Genomic DNA, 23,101 nt, shown 5'->3' with positions numbered 1-23,101 from the left:
TAAGCATTTGTTCAAAAATAGATAAAGTTAATGAAGCTACAAAATAAATATAAGATTGCCCTGGTGGGGTTTCGCTTAAGCGGTGGCGGGTCTGATCGCGTGATGGCCAATCTTTCTGTATATTTTGACCAAGTGGGTGTGGATGTTAGTATCGTTACGGTTATCGACCAACTGGGGTATCCCTATAGCGGAGAAGTTTTTTCAACGGCTTCGCTAAAGAACAATCAAAATGGTTTGGTGGGTAAACTAAACAGAATGGTAGGTCTCCATCGCTTTTTTAGAAAAAACAAATTTGACTATATCATTGATTTTCGGTTTCGAACAAAAAAAATGCAAGAATGGGTCATCTCAAAATTCATCTACAATGCCCCGACTATTTTTACCATTCACAGTTCCAAAACAGACGAGTATATACCGAATTCCAAATGGTTGGCACATAAAATGTATGCGAATGCCTATCAGATTATTGCAATTACAAATGCGATTAACGCTAAAATAAAAGCGGAGCAGGGGTTGAAAAAGGTGCAGACCATATACAATCCGGTTGACTTGGAATCCATCGATCGATTGATGATGGAGCCGATCGATTTGGAGTTTGAATATATTATTGCCGTTGGCCAATTTGAAAACGGCATCAAGCAATTTGATCACCTCATAGCAGCTTATGCGAATTCGAGCTTAAAAAGTGAACAAATTCATTTGGTGATTTGTGGAGAAGGTCAATTATTACCACAATTAGCCGAACAGGCCGACCGATTAAATATAACCGAATACATCCATTTTATGGGCTTTCAATCCAATCCGTATAAGTATATGAGAAAGGCTAAGTTTTTTGTGCTCTGTAGTCGATTTGAAGGACTGCCTATGGTGTTGATAGAGAGTTTGGCCTGTCATACCCCCGTGGTATCTTACGACTGTGAAACTGGCCCTCGCGAAATCGTTATACCCGATGAAAACGGCTTGTTGGTAGCAAATCAAAGCATACCGGAGTTGCAGCGCGCTTTGGACCGTCTACACAGCGATAGCGCTTTGTATGAACATTGTAAGTTAAACGCACGACAATCGATAGCAGCCTTTAACTTGGAGGTGGTTGGTAAGCAATGGGTCGCTTTAATGAAATTGCAATGAAAATAGTCTATCTGTCCACCAAGATAACCGGTTCGGGAGGAACGGCAAAAATAACAGCTTTAAAGGCAAATAATTTCGTCGAACGTTGGGGATTTGAAGTGTCTATTATTAGTACGAATGACGAAACGGATAAGCCTTTTTATCCGTTTGATCCGCGGGTAAAGTTTTATCTGTTAAACGATAAGATGACCGATTTATTCGCTATAATCCCATTTTATAAGCGCGTTCAAAGAATCGTAAAAGAGATAAATCCGAAGGTCGTTATCGTAAATGACAACGGATTTAAAGCGTATTTCTCCACCCTCTTTCTAAGTGGTACTACGCTGTGGTTTGAGGTACATGGGTCTCGGAGGTTTTTGTTTAAAAACGGACAAAATACCGGGAAGAATACGCTTATTTCCAAGGTGTCCTGTTTTCTCTATAAAAAATTCGACACTCTGGTATTGCTCAACGAGGAAAGCAAACAGGAGTGGCGGCATTCCAATGTGGTGGTTATTCCCAATTTTGTGGAATCCGATGGCACCTTGCACAAAACGGCTAATTCAAAAGCGATTATTGCTATAGGTCGCGTTTCTGAAGAAAAGGGATATGATCGCATGCTGACAATTTTTGAAAGGATTAGTGTAGCTTATCCAGATTGGAGTTTGCACATCTATGGGAAGCAAGAAGATCCAATACTACTGAAAACCCTGTTAGATCGAAAGCTAGCACAGGTGTTTTTTCATGGAGAAACCCGTTCGATTTCTCAAAGTATCGCGGAATCGGCATTTGTGATACACACCTCTTATAATGAGGGCATGCCGATGGCCTTGTTAGAGGTTTTAGATATCGGAAAAACGGTAGTTGCTTTTAACGTGCCTTTTGGCGTTAAGGAAATCGTTCGCGATCAGCACAACGGTTTCTTGGTTCAAGACGGTGATTTAGAGGTTTTTGAGCAGCGAATCCGACTGTTGATAGCGAATCAAGCGTTGCGCTCCGAATTGGAAGGCAATGCGAAAGAGTCGATAAAGCAGTATGGTGCACAAGCCGTGCTGGAAAAGTGGAAAGCGTTATTTCAATCCTTGTAAGGAACAGAAATACCCCAATTTATAGAGGTCAAAGATCCATAATGACGGCGATCCCGACAATAGATTTTTCTCCAAACGTCCCTGTGTTTTTGTAAATATCCAAGCGGTGATTCTGGTTAATTGCAAGGTTTTCAAAAGTCGATATGCCTTTAGAAGAGTCGTGTCTTGTGGGTCTATAAGTTTGTTCTGCACGAGGCTTTCTAAGGTTTTTAACGCTGTTTTGGTTTTATCTAGAAAGTGTTGAGAAGATTCGAGTTTGAGGTGAAAAACCGGATTGTCCAAATGGCAAACGCTGATTTGTTGCTTTTCCAAGGCTTTAAAAAAAACCAAGTCTTCATAACCATAATCCTTTATCGCGGGTTGAAATCGCGCTTCCCTTAAACCTTTTTTGCTAAAACAAATATTAGAGCACAACGAGTATTCGTAAGGGTGCTGTTGCCGAATAGTGGCGGAAACCGCTTCTCTGGAATTTCCGTATACCCAACGCAGAATTTCGTGGGTAGCGATGGGGGCGGCTTGGTATTGCAGTCCTCCCGAAAAAAACGAGGCCGGTTGATTTAAAAAGGCATCGACATATCTTTTGACAAAGTCGGTATATACAGGCAGGGTATCGCAATCCAATAAAATGATGCAATCGTATTGCGCCCGGTCGATTAGAAAATTCCGCGCATAGCTCAATCCGAGGTTGTTGGGTTGCACGTAATAGCGGCAGTTGGAAAGCGCTTCTATTGCAAGGGTATCCACACCATCCGGAGAGGCATCATCTGAACAGAGAATCTCAAATATAAGACCGAGTTCTAGGCATTCTTGATGCAATCTTTTAACCAAGGGATAAACCTCGTAGCGATAGGTGGGGATTATTAGGGAAACCATTTTTATTTACACCGTTCTTTGCACTACTTCAAACAACTTGCCATCTTCGCATTTAAGGGTTTTGGCAGGATATTTTAAAAGCAGGGCATAATCGTGAGTGGCCATGATAATGGTTCGTCCGTTTTGATTGATCTTTTGCAAAACCTCCATGACCTCCACACTGGTTTGCGGGTCGAGATTTCCCGTGGGTTCATCGGCTAAAATCAAATCGGGATCGTTGAGTAGGGCGCGAGCGATTGCCACGCGTTGCTGCTCTCCGCCCGATATTTGATGCGGCATTTTACGCGCGTGCGACAACATACCCACGCGGTCCAAAACCTCTTCAATTCGGCGGTGCATGGCCTCTTTCTCTGCCCAACCCGTAGCTTTTAACACAAACAACAGGTTGTTGTAGATATTGCGGTCGGGCAACAATTTAAAATCTTGAAAAACAATTCCCAACTTTCTGCGCAAAAAGGGAATGTCGCTTTCTCTCAATTGCACCAAATCGTAATCGACTATAGTTCCGCTGCCCTCTTTTAATTTCAAATCGGCATAAAGCGTTTTCATAAAACTGCTCTTTCCGGCGCCGGTTTTTCCAATCAAATAAATGAACTCGCCTTTTTGTATATCCAAATTAATTTGAGACAATACGGCGAAATCATCCTGATAAATCGTGGCATTCTGAAGTGATAAAACGGGTGCTGACATAGGTTTGTTAATTGTTGATGTAAATATAGAAAGTATAATCGTTTAAATCAAAAATTTATTCATTTTCTGCCCAAGGGCGCCAATGCGGATACAAGCGGCTTTAAAACCCCTGTTTTGCGGTTTGCCTTTTTACTGATGGGTTTATACGCGAATCGCGAATCTGTGAATAGACGAATCGCCAACTCCCCAAACAATTAAGCGAAAAAATCCCGTATAAAAACCCCACAATATATTGACAATATCAGCCGTTAATACGCTAAAATATGATATATTTGAATTTTAAAATAAAATAAAAATGCGAAAAATTAATAGGTTATTCTATTGGTCATTATCTCTGGGAAGTGTGGTTGCTAGTGCGCAACAAAGTGCGGTATACACAGGCGAACTCTCCGATTTTAACCATGCTGTAGCATTATATAAAGAAGAGCAATACTTAGCGGCTCAAATCCTGTTTGACCGGATTAAAGTAGCGCAAAATAATCAGGAAAATGAATTAGAAGCAGCATGTGCTTATTATATCGCAAATTGCGCCATTAGACTCGACCAAGAAGGGGCGGAGGAAAAAATCGACTTGTTCGTCAAGAATTATCCGACGAGTTCCAAGCAAAATCAAGCCTATGTAGAGGTGACTAAATTTTACTTCGACAAGGGCGATTATGCCAAGTCTTTGCGCTTTGCACAAAAGGTAAAGGAAAGCGCTATGAGCGAGCGCGACCTGGATCGGTTTTACTTTCAAAAGGGCTACGGCAGTTTTTCGGTAAAGAACAAAAAAGAAGCTCAAAAATATTTTACCAAAGTAAAAGACAGTGAGGTATACGGCGAACAGGCCGTGTATTACTTGGGCTATATCGCCTATGATTCCGACAATTATGAAGACGCCAATCAATTGTTTGAGCAGGTGGAGAGCAAGGAGAAGTACAAGGAGAAAATGGGCTATTTCCAAGCGGATATGAGCTTTAAATCCGGTAATTTCCAAAAGGCAATCGATCAGGGAGTGGCTCAAATGAACAAGGCAACCCCCGAGGAGAAGTCCGAATTGTCCAAGATCATCGGAGAGAGTTATTTTAACCTGGGGCAGTTTGATCAGGCCCTGCCGTATCTATTGGAGTATAAAGGCAAGAAGGAGCGTTGGAGCAATACCGATTTTTATCAGTTGGGCTATGCGTATTACAAGTCCAAAGACTACGAAAAATCGATCGAACAGTTCAATAAAATTATCGGCGGAAACGACGGTGTAGCGCAAAATGCGTATTACCATTTGGGCGAGAGTTATTTGCATACCGACAAAAAACCACAAGCCTTAAACGCCTTTAAAAACGCATCGGAAATGAGTTTTGACGCCAAAATTCAACAAGATGCCTATTTGAATTACGCCAAGTTGAGCTATGAAATCGGTAACCCCTATCAAAGTGTACCCGGTGTAATTACGGCATTTCTAACCAAGTATCCCGCGTCTCCCTATAAGGAGGAATTGGAATCCCTATTAATCGATTCGTACATCACCTCTAAAAATTATAAAGAAGCCCTAGTGCTTTTAGAGCGCAATAAGAGCATTCAAAATAAATTGGCCTATCAAAAGGTGACTTTTTACCGCGGTTTAGAATTTTATTCAGACAGCAATTATGTAGAGGCCTTGGAGTTGTTCAATACGTCAATAGCGGAAAATCAAGACCCGAAGTTTACGGCGCGCGCGCAGTATTGGAAAGGGGAAACCCAATTCAATACCCAGCAATTTGCCAAGGCCTTAGAAGCGTACAACGCCTTTTCGTCCCAAGCAGCAGCGTCGACCACACCGGAGTTTGCAAATATCGAGTACAGCAAGGCCTATGCTTATTTTAAGCTTAAGCAATACGATGCGGCAGCCGCGGCTTTTCAAAAGTTTGTCGCCTCACCCAAGGCCGAAGGATCGAGAAAGAACGATGCCTATGTGCGTTTGGGCGATTGCAATTTCGTGTTGGGCAAGTATTGGCCAGCTATGGAAGCCTATAATAAGGTGATAGAAAGCAATACCGCCGATGTGGAATACGCGACATTTCAAAAGGCGATGTCTTATGGATTTGTCGACAGAAACGACCGTAAAATCGACGACTTAAACGCCTTTATAAAAAAATATCCAAAGTCCAATTTTGCAGACGATGCGCTCTATGAAATCGGGAATACCTATATAACGACCAATCAAGCGCAAAAAGGCGTTCAGGCTTTGGATCAATTGATCAAGAGCTATCCGACGAGCTCGTTTGTTTCGAGAGCCATACTGCGTCAGGGATTGGTGTATTACAACAGCAATGAGAACGACAAGGCCTTGGTAAAGTTCAAAAAAGTCGTTGCGGACTATCCCAATACGGCGGAAGCCCATGAAGCCGTGTCCAATGCGCGTTTGATATACGTAGACAACGGCCAAGTAGAAGAATATGCCAATTGGGTCAAAAATTTGGATTTTGTAGAAGTGTCCAATGCCGACTTGGAAAACGATTCTTACGAAGCGGCGGAAAAACAATATTTACAAAACAACACCGCGCAAGCCACCAAGGGTTTTGCCGCATATTTGGGCAGTTATCCCAACGGTGCACACGCGTTGAAGTCCAATTTTTACCTGGGCGAAATCTTTTATGCAGCCAAAGACATAGCGTCTGCGGTGCCCCATTTTGAATATGTGGCGGGCAAAGCGCGAAATGCCTTTTCCGAGCCGGCTTTAGCCCGATTGGGAGAAATCTATTTATCGCAAAAAGAAGGCGACAAAGCAATTGGGGTGTTGAAAAAGTTGGAAACCCAATCGGACTACCAACAGAATACACTCTTTGCCCAGTCGAATTTGATGAAGGTGTACTACGAACAAAAGAACGATGCGCAGGCCGTGATTTACGCCGAAAAAGTATTGAACAACGCCAAGGCAGATAGCAAGGTAAAAAGCGATGCGCAAATCATAGTAGCGCGTGCGGCCTTTAACGCTAAGGACGAAGTAAAAGCCAAGGCGGCTTACGTAAAGGTGGCCGAAATTGCCAAAGGAGAATTGGCGGCCGAAGCCTTGTATTTTGACGCCTACTTTAAAAATAAGGAAGGTAAGTTTGAAGCGTCCAATGCCGCTGTACAGAAGTTGGCAAAAGACTATTCGGGTTACAAGTATTTTGGAGCGAAGGGATTGGTGCTGATGGCCAAGAATTTTTACACCTTAAAAGACAGTTACCAAGCGACCTATATATTGGAGAGTGTGGTAAAGAATTTTACCGATTTTCCAGAGGTGGTAGCGGAGGCACAAAGCGAGTTGAACACGATTAAAAAAGAAGAATCCAAGCGAAATTCTTCCGTTTCAAAATAATTCTTCCAAACAAACAATTGAACGATGAACAGAATACATTTATATAGTTTTTCCGCCTTAGCCCTGTTGTGGTCGAGTGCGGTGATGGCACAGGAAAAGAACAAAAAGGACGAGAATATAGGAACGGAAGTGGTCAATGTGGTACGTCCGTATGAAGCGACGATATCAGACGCTTTTAAAGTTCGGGAAACGCCAAATTTAAACGACGACGACAATACCCAAAAGAAGAAAATTCAATACACGATCAACTCCTTTCCGGTGGCATCGACCTTTGTGCCGGAAAAGGGAAAGGCAGCGGCAGTGGACAAGGATCCCCGTTTGGCGGCCTTTAACAATTATGCGCTTTTCGGACTGGGCAATTACCTCAATCTCAGAGGGGAATTGTTTCTGACCAAAAAGATCAATGACACGGACTACTTCGCGGGTATGGTCAACTTCTTCTCGTCTCAAGGCGGTTTAAAAGACCAGATTTTAGACGATTATTACTCCAAGGCTGCGGTAGAAGTGACCTATGGTAGCAAAAGGGAAAAATTCAATTGGAACATCGATTTGGGCGTAAAAAACCAAATGGTCAATTGGTATGGACTACCGGTTAAAGACGTTGATTTTTCCAACTTTAACGCGGCGGGAATCGATGAAGAACAAGTGTATAGAACGGCTTTTGTCGGTGGTAAGATGGAGTTTAACAACAGTCCACTCGCTGCGATAGACGTGCAGTACAAACGCTTTTGGGATGCATTCGACAGCGGGGAAAACCGCTTCTACATCAAACCGAGAATAGAAACCGCTTTGGGCGAACAAGACCTGACGGTGAACTTGGTTATGGACTATGTCGGGGTGGATTACGAAACGTTTCAAACCCAAAGCAAAGAGAGCAATACCCAAATGAATTTTGGAGTAGAGCCGAGCATTGCCTTTCAGGACGAAACCTATTCGTTGCAATTGGGAGCCGGTTTATACTTTAACAATTCCAAGGTTAAGGGCGAATCGGACAATGCCTTTTATATCTATCCACAGGTAAAAGCCTCGTTTAATTTGGTCGACAATCTTTTGATTGCCTATACCGGAGCCGAAGGGGGATTGAGACAAAATTCGTATGCGGATTTTGTAGCGCAAAACCCGTTTATCAGTCCGGGAAATCCGCTGATGCCCACCAGCGAGCAGTTTAATCTCTATCTGGGTTTAAAGGGGAAATTGGACAATACCATTTCTTATAATATTCGCGGTTCTTATAAGAGCGAAGACGACAAGGCCTTTTTTAATACCAATGTTTACCAAGCCGCAGCGACCAACTTGGGATACCAATATGGAAACTCGTTCCAAGTGCTGTACAGCAACCTAAAAACGCTGAATTTCTATGGCGAACTGCGCTTTGACTTTGAGAAAAATGTCACCATGGGTATGAATGCCGCCTTCAGTCATTATACAACCGATTTGCAAGAAGCGTGGAACATGCCTACGGCAAAGGTAGGAGCGGATATCCAAGTGGAGATTACCGATAAGTGGTTTGCCGGTACCGAAGTGTATTTTGTAGGCGAGCGAAAAGATTTGTTTAGCGACGGCAGAACGACCAGTGTCAATCCCGACCCTATTACGACGGTGAAAACCTTGGAGAGCTATGTGGATTGGAATCTGAAATTGGGCTATAGACCCACAAAAAATTGGACGGTCTTCTTAAACGGAAACAACCTGCTCAACAAGAATTACGAAAATTGGAACAACTTCCAGGTTCAAGGAATACAAGTGATGGGTGGAGCGATGTACAAATTTGATTTGTAGTCGTTTTCGGCAAAAGCAACATCCCAAACACTTAAATGCAAAAGAGTAATAGGTAGCACTTGCTATCTATTGCTCTTTTTTTTATTTTTATACTACAGATTTATACCTGATGTGAAACTCCCATGCACTCAGGTCACGTATTTTTTGAAGAATTTCCACTTAGTATTCCCTAGAAGCTCTTCAAGTACAAACGGCAATACGTTTTTTTTTAATCGAACTTACCTCGTGTTTACCGTTGGAAATGGGTAAGGAGTTAATGATACTTTGTGTTAAATTAAGCGCTTTTTTAAAATGGATTCTTCCGCAATTATAAAATGAAATTCTAATAAAATGTTTTTAAATGGTGTTTTTTAGAATAATTACGCTATTATAATGAGTGTTTTTTTTAAAAATGTTCTAAAAGTATATTTTAAGTCGCGATTTTAAATATTAACAAAAAAAAGTCTCTTAATGCGATTTTATTAAATTTTTTATATCTTTCAATAAAATTTCTGAGAGTGCGTTTTTATGGTATCAACACGTTTTGTTTTTCGATCGCAAAAAGTCGACTAACAGGGTTTTGCTTTGTGTTAAAAGCAACCTGCATCGGCGAAGGCTAATCGAGGCAAAAAGAAGGAAAAGATCTTTTTGTAAATAGAGCGGTAAATACGACTTAACAACAATTATAGGTTCTTGAAGAGAATCTGGTTAAAACTAAAAAAAAATGAATATTAAAGAGAAACTCCTTCAAACACATCTTGAAATCATCAGTGATAAAATTGATGCTTTTCAAGAAATGATTTCCCAAATGGCATTAGATGCGCAGAACGACGCCAAGAGTTCTGCCGGCGATAAACACGAAACCGGTTTGTCTATGATGCATTTAGAGCAAGAAAAATTAAGTGCTAAAGTAGCGGAATCCATTGACATTAGAGCGTTTCTTTCCAAAATTGATGGGTCTAAATCTTCGGACACCATTGGATTGGGGAGTTTTGTGAGAATCAATTCGATCTATCTTTTTATATCGGCAGCGCTTCCCAAATTGGTCATCGATGAGATGTCGATATTATGCATCTCCACCGATGCGCCCTTGGCTCAAGCCCTAATGGGGAAAAAACTGAACGATGTCATCGTTTTTAACGGTTCGGACTTTACTATTAACCATTTGGAATAAGCGGTTGTACACGATGAGTCGCCGCGTTTGACACTCGGGATTTTCCGGTCTGTATAAAGCGAATACACCGCTGTAAAAAGCGATTGCTCTGCCTGGGAATTCAGGCGGAATTAGCGGCTAAAAACAAGGCGGTCAAATGGGGTAATTATAGGGCAAAATGTTAAATAATTAAGTAATTTTAACATTTGTGTTATATAAAAGTAATTCACAAATAGTGAATTTTCCAAGCTTTTGTGTCAAATAAGCCCCTTTTTTGCACTATATTTATTTTAACAAACCGCAGCGGGCTTTATCGCATAGCGCCTCAGGTGGAATACGGCAAAAGCGCCCTTTTTAAAAGAGGCGCTTTTGCCGTTTTATAACGCGGGAGCAGCTGGCGGGAAACGGAGTAGAAAATGCGCCTTTTAATGGAGAATTGTCCAAACTTAGCCCAATATTTTGATGATAAAATCGCGAAAATATTGTATATTTGCTCGTTACACATAAAAATACGATTTTTAGAATATTGATTATGAGCGAAGAAATAAATAAGAATAGTTATTCTGCAGACAGTATTCAAGCACTGGAAGGGATGGAGCACGTGAGAATGCGCCCGTCGATGTATATTGGTGATGTAGGGCCGCGTGGATTACACCATTTGGTTTATGAAGTGGTAGATAACTCAATTGATGAGGCTTTGGCCGGACACTGTGATTTAATCGGTGTCATTATCAACGAAGACAATTCCGTAACTGTAGAGGATAACGGTCGTGGTATTCCCGTTGATATGCACAAAAAAGAAGGCGTTTCTGCTTTGGAAGTAGTTATGACCAAAATTGGTGCAGGAGGAAAATTCGACAAGGATTCTTATAAGGTTTCTGGGGGACTTCACGGTGTGGGGGTTTCCTGTGTCAACGCCCTGTCCGAACACTTGCAAGCAACCGTTTTTAGAAACGGACATATATACGAACAAGAATATGCTAAGGGTAAGGCGCTTTTTCCGGTAAAACAGATAGGCGATTCCGAGAAAAACGGAACCAAGGTGACCTTTAGACCCGATAGTACCATATTTACACAAACCCTGGAATTTTCTTACGACACCTTGGCCGGTAGGTTGAGAGAGTTGTCTTTTCTAAACAAGGGATTGACCATTACGCTTTTAGATCGTAGAGAAACGGATAAGGACGGCAATTTTGTCGGCGAAACCTTTCATTCTAAAGAGGGATTAAAAGAGTTTATCCGCTTCTTAGACGGCAATCGCGTGCCTATTATTGGCGATGTGATCAGCATGGAAACCGACAAGGGCGATGTGCCGGTAGAAGTGGCGTTGATTTACAACGACACTTATTCCGAAAACATCTTCTCTTATGTAAACAATATCAATACACACGAAGGGGGTACGCATTTGCAAGGTTTCCGCAGTGGATTGACCAGAACGCTTAAAAAATACGCCGATGCTTCGGGCTTGTTGGACAAGTTGAAATTCGAAATCACCGGTGACGACTTTAGAGAGGGCTTAACGGCAATTATCTCGGTAAAGGTGATGGAGCCTCAGTTTGAAGGACAAACCAAAACCAAATTGGGGAACCGCGAAGTGGTTTCTCCAGTGAGTCAGGCCGTAGCGGAGATGTTGGAGAATTACTTGGAAGAAAATCCAAACGACGCCAAAATCATCGTGCAAAAGGTTATACTCGCTGCACAGGCGCGTCACGCGGCCAAAAAGGCCAGGGAGATGGTTCAGCGCAAAACCGTAATGACCGGTGGCGGATTGCCAGGGAAGTTGTCGGATTGCTCGGAGCAGGATCCAGCAAAATGCGAAGTGTTCTTAGTCGAGGGTGACTCGGCAGGTGGAACGGCTAAGCAGGGGCGTGACCGTAATTTCCAAGCGATTTTACCGCTTAGAGGTAAGATTCTAAACGTGGAGAAAGCGATGATTCACAAGGTTTTTGAAAACGAAGAAATCAAAAATATATTTACGGCTCTTGGGGTTACTATTGGAACAGAAGAAGATAGTAAAGCCTTGAACTTGGAGAAATTGCGTTACCACAAAGTAGTGATTATGTGTGATGCCGATGTGGACGGAAGCCACATCGCCACCTTGATTTTGACCTTCTTCTTTAGATATATGAGAAGTTTAATCGAAAACGGACACGTATATATCGCAACACCACCTTTGTATATGGTTAAGAAGGGACAGCGTAAAGAATACGCTTGGACCGATGAAGAGCGCAACGAAATCTCTGAAAAGATGGGATCCGGCTTTAACATCCAAAGGTATAAAGGTCTTGGAGAGATGAATGCCGAACAGCTGTGGGAAACCACCATGAATCCAGAGCACAGAACCATGAGAAAGGTAACGATCGACAGTTTGACCGAAGCCGACCGCGTGTTTTCCATGCTGATGGGAGACGAGGTGCCACCGCGACGCGAGTTCATCGAGAAAAATGCCGTTTACGCTAAAATTGACGCATAAAAAATATAGGGCCAATCTGAATAAGATTGGCCTTTTTTAATTTTAATTTACTATCTTGGGCAGTAGATTAAAACCAAAACCAATATTTATGAAAGTAACAATAATAGGAGCGGGAAATGTAGGTGCCTCTTGTGCCGATATCATTTCTTATAGAGAAATAGCCAGTGAAGTTGTTTTGTTAGACCGCAAACCCGGTTTGGCAGAAGGCAAGGCTATGGATATTATGCAGTGCGCTGCAACAACCGGTTTCAGTACCCGTGTCATCGGGGTAACCGACGATTATACGCAAACGGCAAACAGCGATGTAGTGGTTATTACATCGGGCGTTCCGCGCAAACCGGGTATGACGCGTGAAGAGCTGATCGGTATCAATGCCGATATCGTAAAGAGCGTGGCTGAAAACCTGCTTAAGCACTCGCCTAAGGCCGTTTTGGTAGTGGTGTCTAATCCTATGGATACCATGACGTATTTGGCTTTAAAAGCGACGAAGATGCCCAAAAACAGGGTGATTGGTATGGGGGGCGCTTTGGACAGCTCTCGATTTAAGTATTTTCTGTCAAAAGCCTTGGATAAGCCCATAGGCGATGTACAGGGAATGGTGATCGGCGGACATGGTGATACCACGATGATTCCGTTGACGCGTTTGGCGTCTTATGTCGGAAATCCCGTAGCGGATTTTCTCTCGGAAGAAAGCTTGCAAGCCGTAGCGGCAGATACCATGGTAGGAGGCGCTACTTTAACGGGTTTGCTCGGTACCTCTGCTTGGTATGCACCCGGCGCTTCTGTGGCTTTTTTGGTCGACAGTATACTGCACGACCGCCGTCGTATGATTCCGTGCTCGGTAATGCTAGACGGCCAATACGGCCAATCGGATATCTGCTTGGGGGTACCTTGTATTATAGGTAAAAACGGCATAGAAGAAATCGTGAAATTGGACTTAAACAAATCCGAACAAGACAAATTTGATAAAAGCGCTGAGGCCATCAGAACAATGAATTTAGATTTAAGAAATATTTTAGAATAATTAGAACGTTATTTTACTATGAAAACTGCCCGAAAGGGTGGTTTTTTTTTGGATATTAATCAGAAATAAATTGCTTAATCATTGTGTATATCATATATTTGCTCGTTTTTAAAAATTAGAAATAATTAATTTTAGTAATAATGCAGAATAAAGGACTCGTTAAATTTTTTGCAATAATTTTTGCATTGGTAAGTATTTACCAACTTTCATTCACATTTGTTACTGGTCATTTTGAGAAAAAAGCAAAAAATTTTGCTGGAGGAGATTCAGAAAAAGAAATGCAATATCTTGATTCAATCGGTAACGATAAGGTCTTCTTAGGACATACTTTTAATGAAGTGAGAGCCAAACAAATCAATAAAGGTCTCGATCTAGAAGGAGGTATCAATGTGACCCTTCAAATCTCTATCAAAGACATCTTGAAAGGATTGGCAAATCATTCAAAAAATGCGGTGTTTAACAAAGCGCTTACAGAAGCGGACTTAAACAGAGAAGGTAACCAAACGTATTTAAATGCTTTTTACGTTGCCTTTGACAAAGAGTCTAAAGGCGCTGTAAAATTGGCCTCACCAGAGATCTTCGCCAACCGTAATTTAAGTGAAATTACGATTGATATGACCGACAGTCAAGTAAAAACAGTACTGGACAGAAAGGTTAAAGAATCCATCGAAAGTGCCTATAGAGTTTTTAGAGAGCGTATCGACAAATTTGGTGTAGCCCAACCAAACATTCAAATGATTGGAGAATCAGGAAGAATATTGGTAGAATTACCCGGTGCGAAAGATGTGGATAGGATTAAAAACCTATTGCAAAGTACGGCCCAATTGGAATTTTGGGAAACGTATAAAGTAGACGAAATGGGAAGCTTCCTAATGGCGGCTAACGAAGTTTTGAAAACGACAGAAAAGTCAAAAGTGGAAACGCCAGAGGCCGTTAAAGACACGACCAAGACTGCCGATTCAGATATCGATAAGTTGTTGACGGGAGTAACTGCCGACTCAACAGCTAAAAAAGAAGTAAATCCACTATTGGATCACATGGTAATGGGAAGCCAAGCGGGTAGCCCGATTTTGGGTTTCTTCCAAACCAAAGACACCGTGAAAATCAACGGCTATTTAAAACGTGCGGATATCCGTTCGCTTTTAAGTGCTGATCAGCGTTATGCGCGTTTCGCTTGGGGTAAACCAAGTAGAAAAACACCAGACTTAGTAGAGTTATATGCACTAAAAACCAACAGAGACGGTATTCCTCCTTTGAGCGGTAGTGCGATTACTTCTGCTAGAGACGAATTTGACCAATTTGGTCGTCCATCGGTTTCTATGCAAATGAGCCCTAAGGGAGCAAAAGCATGGGAAGCCTTAACCGGTAAAGCATTTACAGAGCAATCCAACATTGCTATTGTTTTGGACAACGTGGTGTATTCTGCACCAGGGGTGACTACAGGAGCTATTTCTGGAGGAAGCTCAGTGATTACAGGTGATTTCACCGTATCGGATACCAAGGATTTATCCAATATCCTAAGAGCGGGTAAACTACCGGCTTCTGCAGATATCGTACAGTCGGAAATCGTAGGACCCTCTTTGGGACAAGCGGCTATCGATGCCGGTATGATGTCTTCTATTTTCGGTTTGTTGATGGTGACTTTATGGATGGTGTTTTACTACGGTAAAGCCGGATGGTATGCCAACTTGGCGTTGATCCTAAACTTGTTGTTCTTATTCGGTATCCTTTCTAGCTTAGGTGCTGTATTGACGTTGCCGGGTATTGCCGGTATCGTATTGACTATGGGTACGGCAGTAGATGCGAATATCATTATCTTTGAAAGAGCCAAAGAGGGCTTGCGTCAAGGCAAGTCGCTTGTGGAATCGATCAAGGAATCTTACAGCTGGACTGGGGCGATGCGCTCGATTATCGATGCCAACGTGACACACATACTTACGGGTATCATCTTATTTGTATTTGGTACAGGACCGATTAAAGGTTTTGCTACAACGATGTTAATCGGTATTTTAACCTCTTTATTTACCTCTATTTTCATCGCGAGAATGTTTATGGATAAAGATGCTGAAAAAGGAAGAAAATTAAACTTCAGTACGTCAATCACTAAAAATTGGTTTACCAATTTCCACTTTGACTTCTTAGGCGTTAAAAAATATACCTACGGTTTGTCTGCGGTAATTGTTATTGTAAGCTGTGCTTCATTCTTTATCAATGGATTTGACCAAGGAACCGATTTCGTAGGGGGGAGAACCTTCCAAGTGAAGTTTGAAAAACCCGTTGAAGCCAGTCAGGTATCTGAAGAGTTAGGCGAAATATTTGGCGTAAACGTAGAGGCTAAAGTTTTTGGAAACAAAGACCAGCTTAAGATCACGACCAAATATAGAGTAGACGACGAAGGTGCTCAAGTCGATCAAGAAGTAAACGAAAAGCTTTACGGCGGATTGAAAAAGTATTTTAACAACATTACGTACGAGGAATTTGTCAATGCTACTGAAGGAAAATCGGTGGGTATTATCCAAGCTTCCAAAATAGGACCAAGTGTTGCTAAAGACGTTAAAACAAATGCGTATTGGGCCGTTATCGGATCAATGGCAGTGGTGTTCTTATACTTGTTGATCTCGTTCCGCAAATGGCAATACTCTTTAGGAGCTATTGTTTCCGTAGCCCACGATATCGTATTTGTATTGGGATTATACTCTTTACTGTATAAGTTCATGCCGTTTCACATGGAAATTGACCAGCATTTTATCGCGGCTATCCTTACGGTTATCGGTTACTCGATGAACGATACCGTAATTGTATTTGACCGGGTAAGAGAGTTTATCGGTGGGAAGACCAAAGGAGACTTTAATCAAATCGTTAACGATTCGGTAAATACCACCTTGTCTAGAACCATCAATACCTCATTGACTTTAATCATGGTGTTGTTCATCATGTTTATCTTCGGTGGAGACTCGATCAGAGGATTTATCTTCGCGATGTTGGTAGGTATTATAGTGGGTACCTATTCTTCACTATTCTTGGCTACACCGGTATTGGTAGATACCATGCCTAGAAAAGACAAAGAGGAAATTGAAAGATTACACAGAGAAAGTATCGAAGAAGCGCAGGTTTCTTAGTTAACTTCTCCCAGCATATTTAAAAGGCGTCTAAATTTTTAGACGCCTTTTTTGTTTTAAACTTTGTTAATTACTTGTCTATATCGAATGGAATTTTTACTTTAGTAATAACACTATACCACAAGGAGCAAATTCTTTGGTAATTAGGGGATTTATAGACGAATGCTTTTGTTTTATTGTAATATGGAAGAAATGGACCACGAGTTTTTTTTATTCAAATCAAATATTAATCGACGCTTCATGTAAAAGAGATCAAAATTTTAGTACTTTTACTTAAATTTATAAACACTCGGAATTGAAGCTTATTTCACGTTTTTAGTATAATAAATTTGCAGGCTTATAAAAACGTAAATTCGAAGCCTGTCCCTTTAAATTCATAAAATGGATACATACCCCCAGATTATGACATTGTTCCTTGTCGCGGGCAATGTCACCGAAGAAATTTCGACAGCGAAGTTGTTGTTGACACTTTTTCTTGTACTGTTAAACGGTTTTTTTGTTGCGGCAGAATTCGCAATCGTTAAAGTACGTTCTTCACAAATTCAAGCCAGCCAAGATATTAATGCCCGAGTAGCAGAAGTAGCCAAGGGGATTGTTGACAATCTCGATGCCTATTTAGCCGCTACCCAATTGGGTATTACACTGGCCTCTTTGGGCTTGGGATGGGTGGGTGAAAGCTCCCTAACTCCGGTTATCATGAACTTGTTCGTGTTGGTGGGATTAGAAGGCGGAGAATGGACCGAAATCGCTCGTAGCATTTCCTTTCCTCTAGCGTTCCTTATCATTACTATTTTACACATTGTCTTTGGTGAATTAGCACCGAAGTCTATCGCTATACATTTTCCAGCCAAAACCACCTTTGCCTTGGCATGGCCTTTAAAAATATTTTACTTCATCTTTAGACCGGTAATTTGGTTGATGAATGGTTTGGCCAATGCAATGCTGAGAATGATTGGTATATCGCCGGTTCACGGCAGTGATATCCACTCGGAAGAAGAACTTAAAATGATCATTACCCAAAGTCAGGAAGGCGGTGCTATTGAAGAAACCGAACGGCTGTTGATTCAAAACGTTTTCGATTTTGACGACAGACGCGTGCTCAATATTCAAACCCTGCGCAAGAACGTGTCGGCTATTGAAATCAAGACCTCGGTTAAAGAAGCTATCGATTACGCGATCAACGAGGGCTATTCCCGTTATCCTGTCTATGAAGACTCCTTAGACAACATCAAGGGAATCGTGTATACCAAGGACTTGATCAAGAAATTGTTGGGCAATCCCGACGATTCGGAAATCAAATCCCTGTTGCGTCAACCGATTTTTATCTCCGAAGGAGCCCTGATCAAAAACGTATTAAAGCAATTTCAGAAAAAACACGTCCAAATGGCCGTGGTAACCAACGAAGTAGGGGAGTTTTCCGGTATCATCAGTATGGAAGACATCTTGGAAGAGTTGGTAGGAGAAATACAAGATGAGTACGACAACGAAGAACCCATAGTGACCAGAGTGTCCGAAGGGGTTTACAATGTCAATGCCCACTACAATATTTCGGATATCAATAGAATGTTGCCGTATAAGTTTGAAGAAGGGGAGCATTACGATACCCTAGCGGGATTGATCGCACAGGTGTATTACGATACCGAATTAAAGGAAAACGACTCCATCGATTTGGACTGTTATAGCGGAACTATTTTAAAGATGTACCGCAACTCCGTTGAAAAGGTACAGCTTTCGCTGCACTTGGATTTGGAAAACACCGATATCGTCGAAGAGGATTAAGAGCGTATATATGCGGACTCGCAGCTTAGCCCATTCACATCGATGGCTGTAAAAGCGAAGGGCCTGCTTTTTTAATACGGATTGATCGAATGGACGAATAAGCAGTTCATCGAATCGAAAGATAAAAAACATCAAGAGGCTGTCTCAAAAGGACGGCCTCTTGGTGTTTTTAAGCGGTTTTTTAGGCTAAAGCAGCGCTGTAAAACGTCGATGGATTAGTTGATGGATAGTTATGGAGCAATCCGTTTTTAAGTCAAAATACGGCAAAAAATGGGCCGTCTCGCGATGAGACAGCCCTTTTTTGTTTGATAGTTGCTGTGGATGTTTTACAATCCAAAAGCTTTTTTAATATCGTCTACACGATCGAGTTTTTCCCAAGTAAACAATTCTACTTCCAATTCCTTAATGGCCCCACTAGGGCTCTTAAAGATTTTGGTCACGGTTTGCGGTTTTCTCCCCATGTGTCCATAAGCAGCGGTTTCGCTATAGATCGGGTTGCGAAGTTTGAGGTTCTTTTCGATAAAGTACGGACGAAGATCAAATAATTCCGATATTTTTTCGGCGATTTGGCTGTCTTTTATAGCGATTTTAGACGTGCCGTAGGTGTTGATATACAATCCCATCGGACGCGCTACACCAATGGCGTAAGACACCTGAACCAATACTTCATCGGCTATACCTGCAGCCACCATGTTTTTGGCGATATGACGCGTAGCATAAGCCGCACTGCGGTCTACTTTACTCGGGTCTTTACCCGAAAAAGCACCACCACCGTGAGCGCCCTTACCTCCGTAAGTATCCACGATGATCTTTCGACCCGTTAGGCCGGTATCTCCATGAGGACCACCGATAACAAAAACACCCGTAGGGTTGATCAGGTATTCCACATCTTGAAATAAGTGTAGGTATTGTGGGTATTTGGCCAATATCCTCGGGATAAGGATGTTGCGCAAATCGCTTTCAATGCGTTGTTGCATGGCCAATTCTGCGCTTACTTTGGCTTCTTTGCTGTCGTTCTCCGGTTTGACGAAGTCGTCGTGTTGCGTAGAAATCACTATGGTTACCACACGCGTAGGCGTGTTGTCGTCGCTGTATTCCAAAGTGACTTGGCTCTTGGCATCGGGTCTTAAATACGCGATATCCGTAGCCTCTCTGCGAATGTCTGCCAGCTCTTGTAAAATTTTATGCGATAAATCTAGTGCCAAAGGCATCAGGTCTTCCGTTTCGTTGGTCGCGTAACCAAACATCATCCCTTGGTCGCCAGCGCCTTGTTCCTCTTTGGATGCGCGGTCAACCCCTTGGTTGATATCGTCCGATTGCTCGTGTATAGCCGATAGGATACCGCAAGAATTGGCGTCAAACATATATTCGCTTTTGGTATAGCCAATCTTTTTGATGACTTCCCTAGCGATGTTTTGAACGTCTAAATATACTTTTGATTTTACCTCTCCTGCCAGTATTACCTGTCCTGTAGTAACCAATGTCTCACAAGCGACTTTGGATTCTGGGTCAAAAGCTAAAAAGTTGTCGATTAAAGCGTCAGAAATTTGATCTGCGATTTTGTCAGGATGTCCTTCACTAACAGATTCTGACGTAAAGTAATAAGCCATAACGTTTAATTTTTTTAAAATTAATAGAGAAAAATGGCTAAAGTAGATTTTCTGCTTTAGCATTTTTTTACCGAGGTTGCAATCAGTTCAAATTTTTCCTCCCAATGTGGGGACAAATTTAGTAAACATATTTCGATTTTTACGCTAGTTGTTGAGAATTTATAGTAGTGTTAACGGTTGACTTTACCGTCGTTTACATTTTGTTTCGCATATAGGGGAAAGCGAAGGGATGTTTTTTTCGTGTCGGTGGAATACTTTCAGTTGCCCATTATATTAATGGCTTCGGGGGTTTTACAAAATGCCGATTTAGGTGAAATCGTGGGAAAATCCAGTGGTTTACGAGTAGGTGTTGATGCGGTTGTCGGATAAAAATGAATCGAACCTAAAGTGGGTCGGCTAATAGTCCCGGTTTCGATTTTATCTTTAACCGCGGGAGGAGTCGCACATAAAGGGGCTTTGACGCGATAAAAAAACAACTGTTAAAAAGTAGGCGTCAAAAATGAGAAAAAGCCAATAAATGTCATTAAAAAGGACTCATAAGCTTTTTTTTCCTAAATTTGCCCTCACTAATATGGGAGTCCTCTACAGGTTTTTTAGGTTTCCAAACTCATAAAATATGCGATTACACAGTTCTAAAGATCAAGCCTCGATAACCCCACAATTGGCTTTGAGCTTTTTAAAAGAAGGAAATCAACGATTTGTAGAAAATTTAAAAGCACACAGCAATTTATTGGAACAGGTCAATGAAACCAAAGCGAATCAATTTCCCTTTGCTATTATCTTGAGTTGTATCGACAGCAGAACTTCAGCAGAATTGATCTTCGATCAGGGATTGGGCGATATTTTTAGCACCCGCATCGCTGGGAATGTATTGAATGACGACATCATTGGATCGATGGAATTTGCCTGTAAACTGGCGGGATCAAAGTTAATCGTGGTTTTGGGGCATTCCAATTGTGGCGCGATTAAGGGCGCTTGCCACGGTACTGAATTGGGACATCTAACAGCCTTGTTGTCCAAAGTTCAAAACTCGATCGACGCTGTGGTGATGGAAAACCCGAAAGCGAATTTAACTGAACAGTCCACCATCGATCAGGTTTCTTTTGAAAATGTCATCTTTACCTTAGACCGCATACTCGAACGCAGCGACGTATTAAAAAACATGTTCGAACAAGGCGAAATCGGTTTGGTTGGCGCTTACTATAAAGTGGAAACGGGAGAAGTAGCCTTTGTCAAGGAGCTTTTTGCACTATAATTTAAATACAAAATTTTGGAACATACCGATTTATATAAAAAGATATTAGAAAACAATAAGCAATGGGTCGAGCAAAAACTCGCCATTAATCCCGATTATTTCAAGCGATTATCCGAAAGGCAAACCCCTCCAATCTTGTGGATCGGTTGTTCGGACAGTAGGGTACCGGCCAACGAAATTATCGGAGCCGAACCCGGCGAAGTGTTTGTACACAGAAACATCGCCAATATGGTCATTCACTCCGATATGAATATGCTGAGCGTTTTGGATTATGCCGTCAATATCTTAAAGGTCAAAAACATCATCGTTTGCGGTCATTACGGATGTGGAGGGGTACAAGCCGCTATGCAAAACAATTCCGTCGGTATTATCGATAATTGGATCAGACACATCAAAACCGTATACCGTTTGCACCAACGCGAGTTAGACGGCATAGCCGATGAAACACAGCGCTTCAACCGATTTGTCGAGTTAAACGTCAAGGAGCAGGTATTTGACCTGGGTAAAACCTCGATTGTGCAGGCTGCGTGGAAAAACGGGCAGGAGCTGAGTATCCACGGCTGGGCATACGGATTGAACTCCGGATACGTTACCGATCTGGAAGTTAACCTAACCAATAATCAAGACTTGGACGAGGTGTATCAACTGAAATTCAACAACTAAAACTAGAGGTTTTCATTAAAGGAGGAAGGCAGTAGTTGCGGGATAAATTTTAAGATTATCGGCAACACCAAGCTGCCTCCGGGCAATAGGAAAATCGTCAACGACGGAATCGTTTTACAGATTTCAAGCAGCTGTTTTTTGACCTGCTTCCTCTCCTGACTGTCCAATTCGCGCTTGGTCGATTCCAAGAGCAAATTCATCAAATGACCGTTTTTATAAATCTCTCGAATCAATCGTTTTTTGTTTCTAATCAAAATCAATTCCACTGTACTGCTGGTCGACTTGACCAAGTTGTTGAAGAGGTTGGACGATTTAAAAAAGTAATATTCGCGCTGGTGCTTGTCTAAGAATGCGTAAAAGTGCTTTTGACTTTTGAGGTAATAGTTTGACGACAGCGTACAGTGATACGCATCGAGAAAATCCAAATTTGGCTCGCGCATGGTTTTGCTGTCGTTGTTCCAGCTGTTGATTGTGATGAAATCCGACAAAAACTTTTTCTCCATCTCTCGGAAATGCGTCATCTTAGATCCGATAGCATTGGCGGAATCGCCAGCCACCCCCTTAGCCGTTGGCAGCGTTTTTTGCAGGTATTTAATCAGTAAAACATCGTTTTCATTTTTGTCGACTTTCTGATCTTTGATCTGCAAGACTATGTTGATCAGCAATTCAATAAAGTTGTGGGAAAACGCCTTGGGATTTTCTCCGGTAACCAAATAGCGGTCAAAGGCGAGCAGGTCTACCAAGAGCAAGATGTTGTTCAGTATAAAGCCCTGATTTTTAACCGAGCTAAACAAGTTGATGCTCCAGCGGTATTTAAAGGCCTTTTCCAGTCGGTCGTATTGGTTTTTACTGCCCAATAAACGGTCGAGGTAATTTTTTTTATGCGGCGTAAGCAATTGGTAAAAATCCAATAACTCCGCGATAAACTTGTGGTGATTGTGAATTTTTCGTCGGTAGTAATACGCCTTTTCCAGCATTTGCAACAGGCAAATCTTGGAGAGTTCCTCCTGAGTCAGTCGCAGATTTAAAGCCGAACTGCCAAAGACCTCCGCATCGATATACCCGTAGGCGAAGCCGATCTCCCTGGCTTTGCGGTAGACTTTCTCTAAGTTCGAATCCCTGAAGATGTGGTACTCGTGATTCTTTTTAAAATATTTCCTAATCCAGCCGGAGGTTGAAGGATTCATAGTTTT

The 23,101-nt window shown here is 41.9% G+C and carries 16 protein-coding genes; 12 read left to right on the top strand and 4 right to left on the bottom strand.

Features of this window, described 5'->3' with window-relative positions:
- Positions 1-30 precede the first annotated feature (30 nt).
- Both ACQZ43_RS14295 and ACQZ43_RS14290 read left to right on the top strand, forming a co-directional pair.
- Positions 31-1,128: a glycosyltransferase gene (locus ACQZ43_RS14295; protein ID WP_430613367.1), complete on the top strand. Its 1,098-nt coding sequence runs from the start codon at positions 31-33 to the stop codon at positions 1,126-1,128.
- Positions 1,125-2,195, top strand: a complete 1,071-nt coding sequence (locus ACQZ43_RS14290) for a glycosyltransferase (RefSeq protein WP_430613366.1) — start codon at positions 1,125-1,127, stop codon at positions 2,193-2,195. Before ACQZ43_RS14295 ends, ACQZ43_RS14290 begins: the two co-directional genes overlap by 4 nt.
- Here ACQZ43_RS14290 and ACQZ43_RS14285 read toward each other — a convergent pair.
- Together ACQZ43_RS14285 and ACQZ43_RS14280 are read right to left on the bottom strand one after the other, a co-directional pair.
- Positions 2,178-3,068 carry a glycosyltransferase family 2 protein gene (locus ACQZ43_RS14285; RefSeq protein ID WP_430613365.1) on the bottom strand — a complete coding sequence of 297 codons (891 nt, stop codon included), beginning with the start codon at positions 3,066-3,068 and terminating at the stop codon, positions 2,178-2,180. The two genes, ACQZ43_RS14290 and ACQZ43_RS14285, sit on opposite strands and share 18 nt — an antisense overlap.
- A 6-nt stretch (positions 3,069-3,074) precedes the next feature.
- On the bottom strand, positions 3,075-3,758 hold the full coding sequence (locus ACQZ43_RS14280) for a cell division ATP-binding protein FtsE (RefSeq protein ID WP_430613364.1): 684 nt from the start codon (positions 3,756-3,758) through the stop codon (positions 3,075-3,077).
- 295 nt (positions 3,759-4,053) lie between these two features.
- Here ACQZ43_RS14280 and ACQZ43_RS14275 point away from each other — a divergent pair, with 295 nt between their 5' ends.
- The 7 genes from ACQZ43_RS14275 to ACQZ43_RS14245 all read left to right on the top strand — a co-directional run bounded on the left by ACQZ43_RS14275 (position 4,054) and on the right by ACQZ43_RS14245 (position 18,380).
- The gene (locus ACQZ43_RS14275; RefSeq protein ID WP_430613363.1) at positions 4,054-7,074 is read left to right on the top strand and encodes a tetratricopeptide repeat protein; all 3,021 of its coding nucleotides are present in this window, start codon (positions 4,054-4,056) and stop codon (positions 7,072-7,074) included.
- 24 nt (positions 7,075-7,098) lie between these two features.
- Entirely contained in the window at positions 7,099-8,853 is a 1,755-nt protein-coding gene (locus ACQZ43_RS14270; protein ID WP_430613362.1) for a TonB-dependent receptor, read from the top strand.
- Between the two features lie 703 nt (positions 8,854-9,556).
- Positions 9,557-10,006, top strand: coding sequence for a hypothetical protein (locus tag ACQZ43_RS14265; protein ID WP_430613361.1), 450 nt, complete (start codon positions 9,557-9,559; stop codon positions 10,004-10,006).
- A gap of 511 nt (positions 10,007-10,517) precedes the next feature.
- Complete coding sequence (gene gyrB / locus ACQZ43_RS14260) at positions 10,518-12,458, top strand: DNA topoisomerase (ATP-hydrolyzing) subunit B (RefSeq protein WP_430613360.1); 1,941 nt, start codon at positions 10,518-10,520, stop codon at positions 12,456-12,458.
- An 88-nt stretch (positions 12,459-12,546) separates the two neighbouring features.
- Positions 12,547-13,482, top strand: a complete 936-nt coding sequence (locus ACQZ43_RS14255; RefSeq protein WP_430613359.1) for a malate dehydrogenase — start codon at positions 12,547-12,549, stop codon at positions 13,480-13,482.
- A gap of 140 nt (positions 13,483-13,622) precedes the next feature.
- Complete coding sequence (secDF, locus tag ACQZ43_RS14250) at positions 13,623-16,601, top strand: protein translocase subunit SecDF (RefSeq protein ID WP_430613358.1); 2,979 nt, start codon at positions 13,623-13,625, stop codon at positions 16,599-16,601.
- Between the two features lie 381 nt (positions 16,602-16,982).
- Complete coding sequence (locus ACQZ43_RS14245) at positions 16,983-18,380, top strand: hemolysin family protein (RefSeq protein ID WP_430613357.1); 1,398 nt, start codon at positions 16,983-16,985, stop codon at positions 18,378-18,380.
- Between the two features lie 326 nt (positions 18,381-18,706).
- Here the strand turns inward: ACQZ43_RS14245 and metK are convergent, their stop codons facing one another.
- Positions 18,707-19,990, bottom strand: a complete 1,284-nt coding sequence (gene metK, locus ACQZ43_RS14240; protein ID WP_430613356.1) for a methionine adenosyltransferase — start codon at positions 19,988-19,990, stop codon at positions 18,707-18,709.
- 246 nt (positions 19,991-20,236) lie between these two features.
- Here metK and ACQZ43_RS14235 point away from each other — a divergent pair, with 246 nt between their 5' ends.
- From ACQZ43_RS14235 to can, 3 genes are all read left to right on the top strand, one after another.
- Entirely contained in the window at positions 20,237-20,359 is a 123-nt protein-coding gene (locus tag ACQZ43_RS14235) for a hypothetical protein (RefSeq protein ID WP_430613355.1), read from the top strand.
- Between the two features lie 247 nt (positions 20,360-20,606).
- Positions 20,607-21,245, top strand: a complete 639-nt coding sequence (locus tag ACQZ43_RS14230; protein WP_430613354.1) for a carbonic anhydrase — start codon at positions 20,607-20,609, stop codon at positions 21,243-21,245.
- Positions 21,246-21,260: 15 nt separating this feature from the next.
- On the top strand, positions 21,261-21,908 hold the full coding sequence (gene can, locus ACQZ43_RS14225) for a carbonate dehydratase (protein ID WP_430613353.1): 648 nt from the start codon (positions 21,261-21,263) through the stop codon (positions 21,906-21,908).
- A 2-nt stretch (positions 21,909-21,910) separates the two neighbouring features.
- Here can and ACQZ43_RS14220 read toward each other — a convergent pair whose 3' ends face one another.
- A complete protein-coding gene (locus tag ACQZ43_RS14220) occupies positions 21,911-23,095 on the bottom strand; it encodes an LETM1-related biofilm-associated protein (RefSeq protein ID WP_430613352.1) in 1,185 nt (394 codons plus the stop codon).
- Between the last annotated feature and the right edge of the window lie 6 nt (positions 23,096-23,101).

Origin of the sequence: Flavobacterium sp. JP2137 (assembly GCF_050562195.1) — a bacterium.
GTDB lineage: Bacteria > Bacteroidota > Bacteroidia > Flavobacteriales > Flavobacteriaceae > Flavobacterium.
This window is presented reverse-complemented; position numbering and strand designations above follow the sequence as displayed.

Excerpts from the sequence above, each read along its gene's own strand:
- ACQZ43_RS14295 (WP_430613367.1), top strand. The coding sequence starts at position 31 with ATGAAGCTACAAAATAAATATAAGATTGCCCTGGTGGGGTTTCGCTTA.
- ACQZ43_RS14290 (WP_430613366.1), top strand. The coding sequence starts at position 1,125 with ATGAAAATAGTCTATCTGTCCACCAAGATAACCGGTTCGGGAGGAACG.
- ACQZ43_RS14285 (WP_430613365.1), bottom strand. The coding sequence starts at position 3,068 with ATGGTTTCCCTAATAATCCCCACCTATCGCTACGAGGTTTATCCCTTG.
- ACQZ43_RS14280 (WP_430613364.1), bottom strand. The coding sequence starts at position 3,758 with ATGTCAGCACCCGTTTTATCACTTCAGAATGCCACGATTTATCAGGAT.
- ACQZ43_RS14275 (WP_430613363.1), top strand. The coding sequence starts at position 4,054 with ATGCGAAAAATTAATAGGTTATTCTATTGGTCATTATCTCTGGGAAGT.
- ACQZ43_RS14270 (WP_430613362.1), top strand. The coding sequence starts at position 7,099 with ATGAACAGAATACATTTATATAGTTTTTCCGCCTTAGCCCTGTTGTGG.
- ACQZ43_RS14265 (WP_430613361.1), top strand. The coding sequence starts at position 9,557 with ATGAATATTAAAGAGAAACTCCTTCAAACACATCTTGAAATCATCAGT.
- gyrB (WP_430613360.1), top strand. The coding sequence starts at position 10,518 with ATGAGCGAAGAAATAAATAAGAATAGTTATTCTGCAGACAGTATTCAA.
- ACQZ43_RS14255 (WP_430613359.1), top strand. The coding sequence starts at position 12,547 with ATGAAAGTAACAATAATAGGAGCGGGAAATGTAGGTGCCTCTTGTGCC.
- secDF (WP_430613358.1), top strand. The coding sequence starts at position 13,623 with ATGCAGAATAAAGGACTCGTTAAATTTTTTGCAATAATTTTTGCATTG.
- ACQZ43_RS14245 (WP_430613357.1), top strand. The coding sequence starts at position 16,983 with ATGGATACATACCCCCAGATTATGACATTGTTCCTTGTCGCGGGCAAT.
- metK (WP_430613356.1), bottom strand. The coding sequence starts at position 19,990 with ATGGCTTATTACTTTACGTCAGAATCTGTTAGTGAAGGACATCCTGAC.
- ACQZ43_RS14230 (WP_430613354.1), top strand. The coding sequence starts at position 20,607 with ATGCGATTACACAGTTCTAAAGATCAAGCCTCGATAACCCCACAATTG.
- ACQZ43_RS14220 (WP_430613352.1), bottom strand. The coding sequence starts at position 23,095 with ATGAATCCTTCAACCTCCGGCTGGATTAGGAAATATTTTAAAAAGAAT.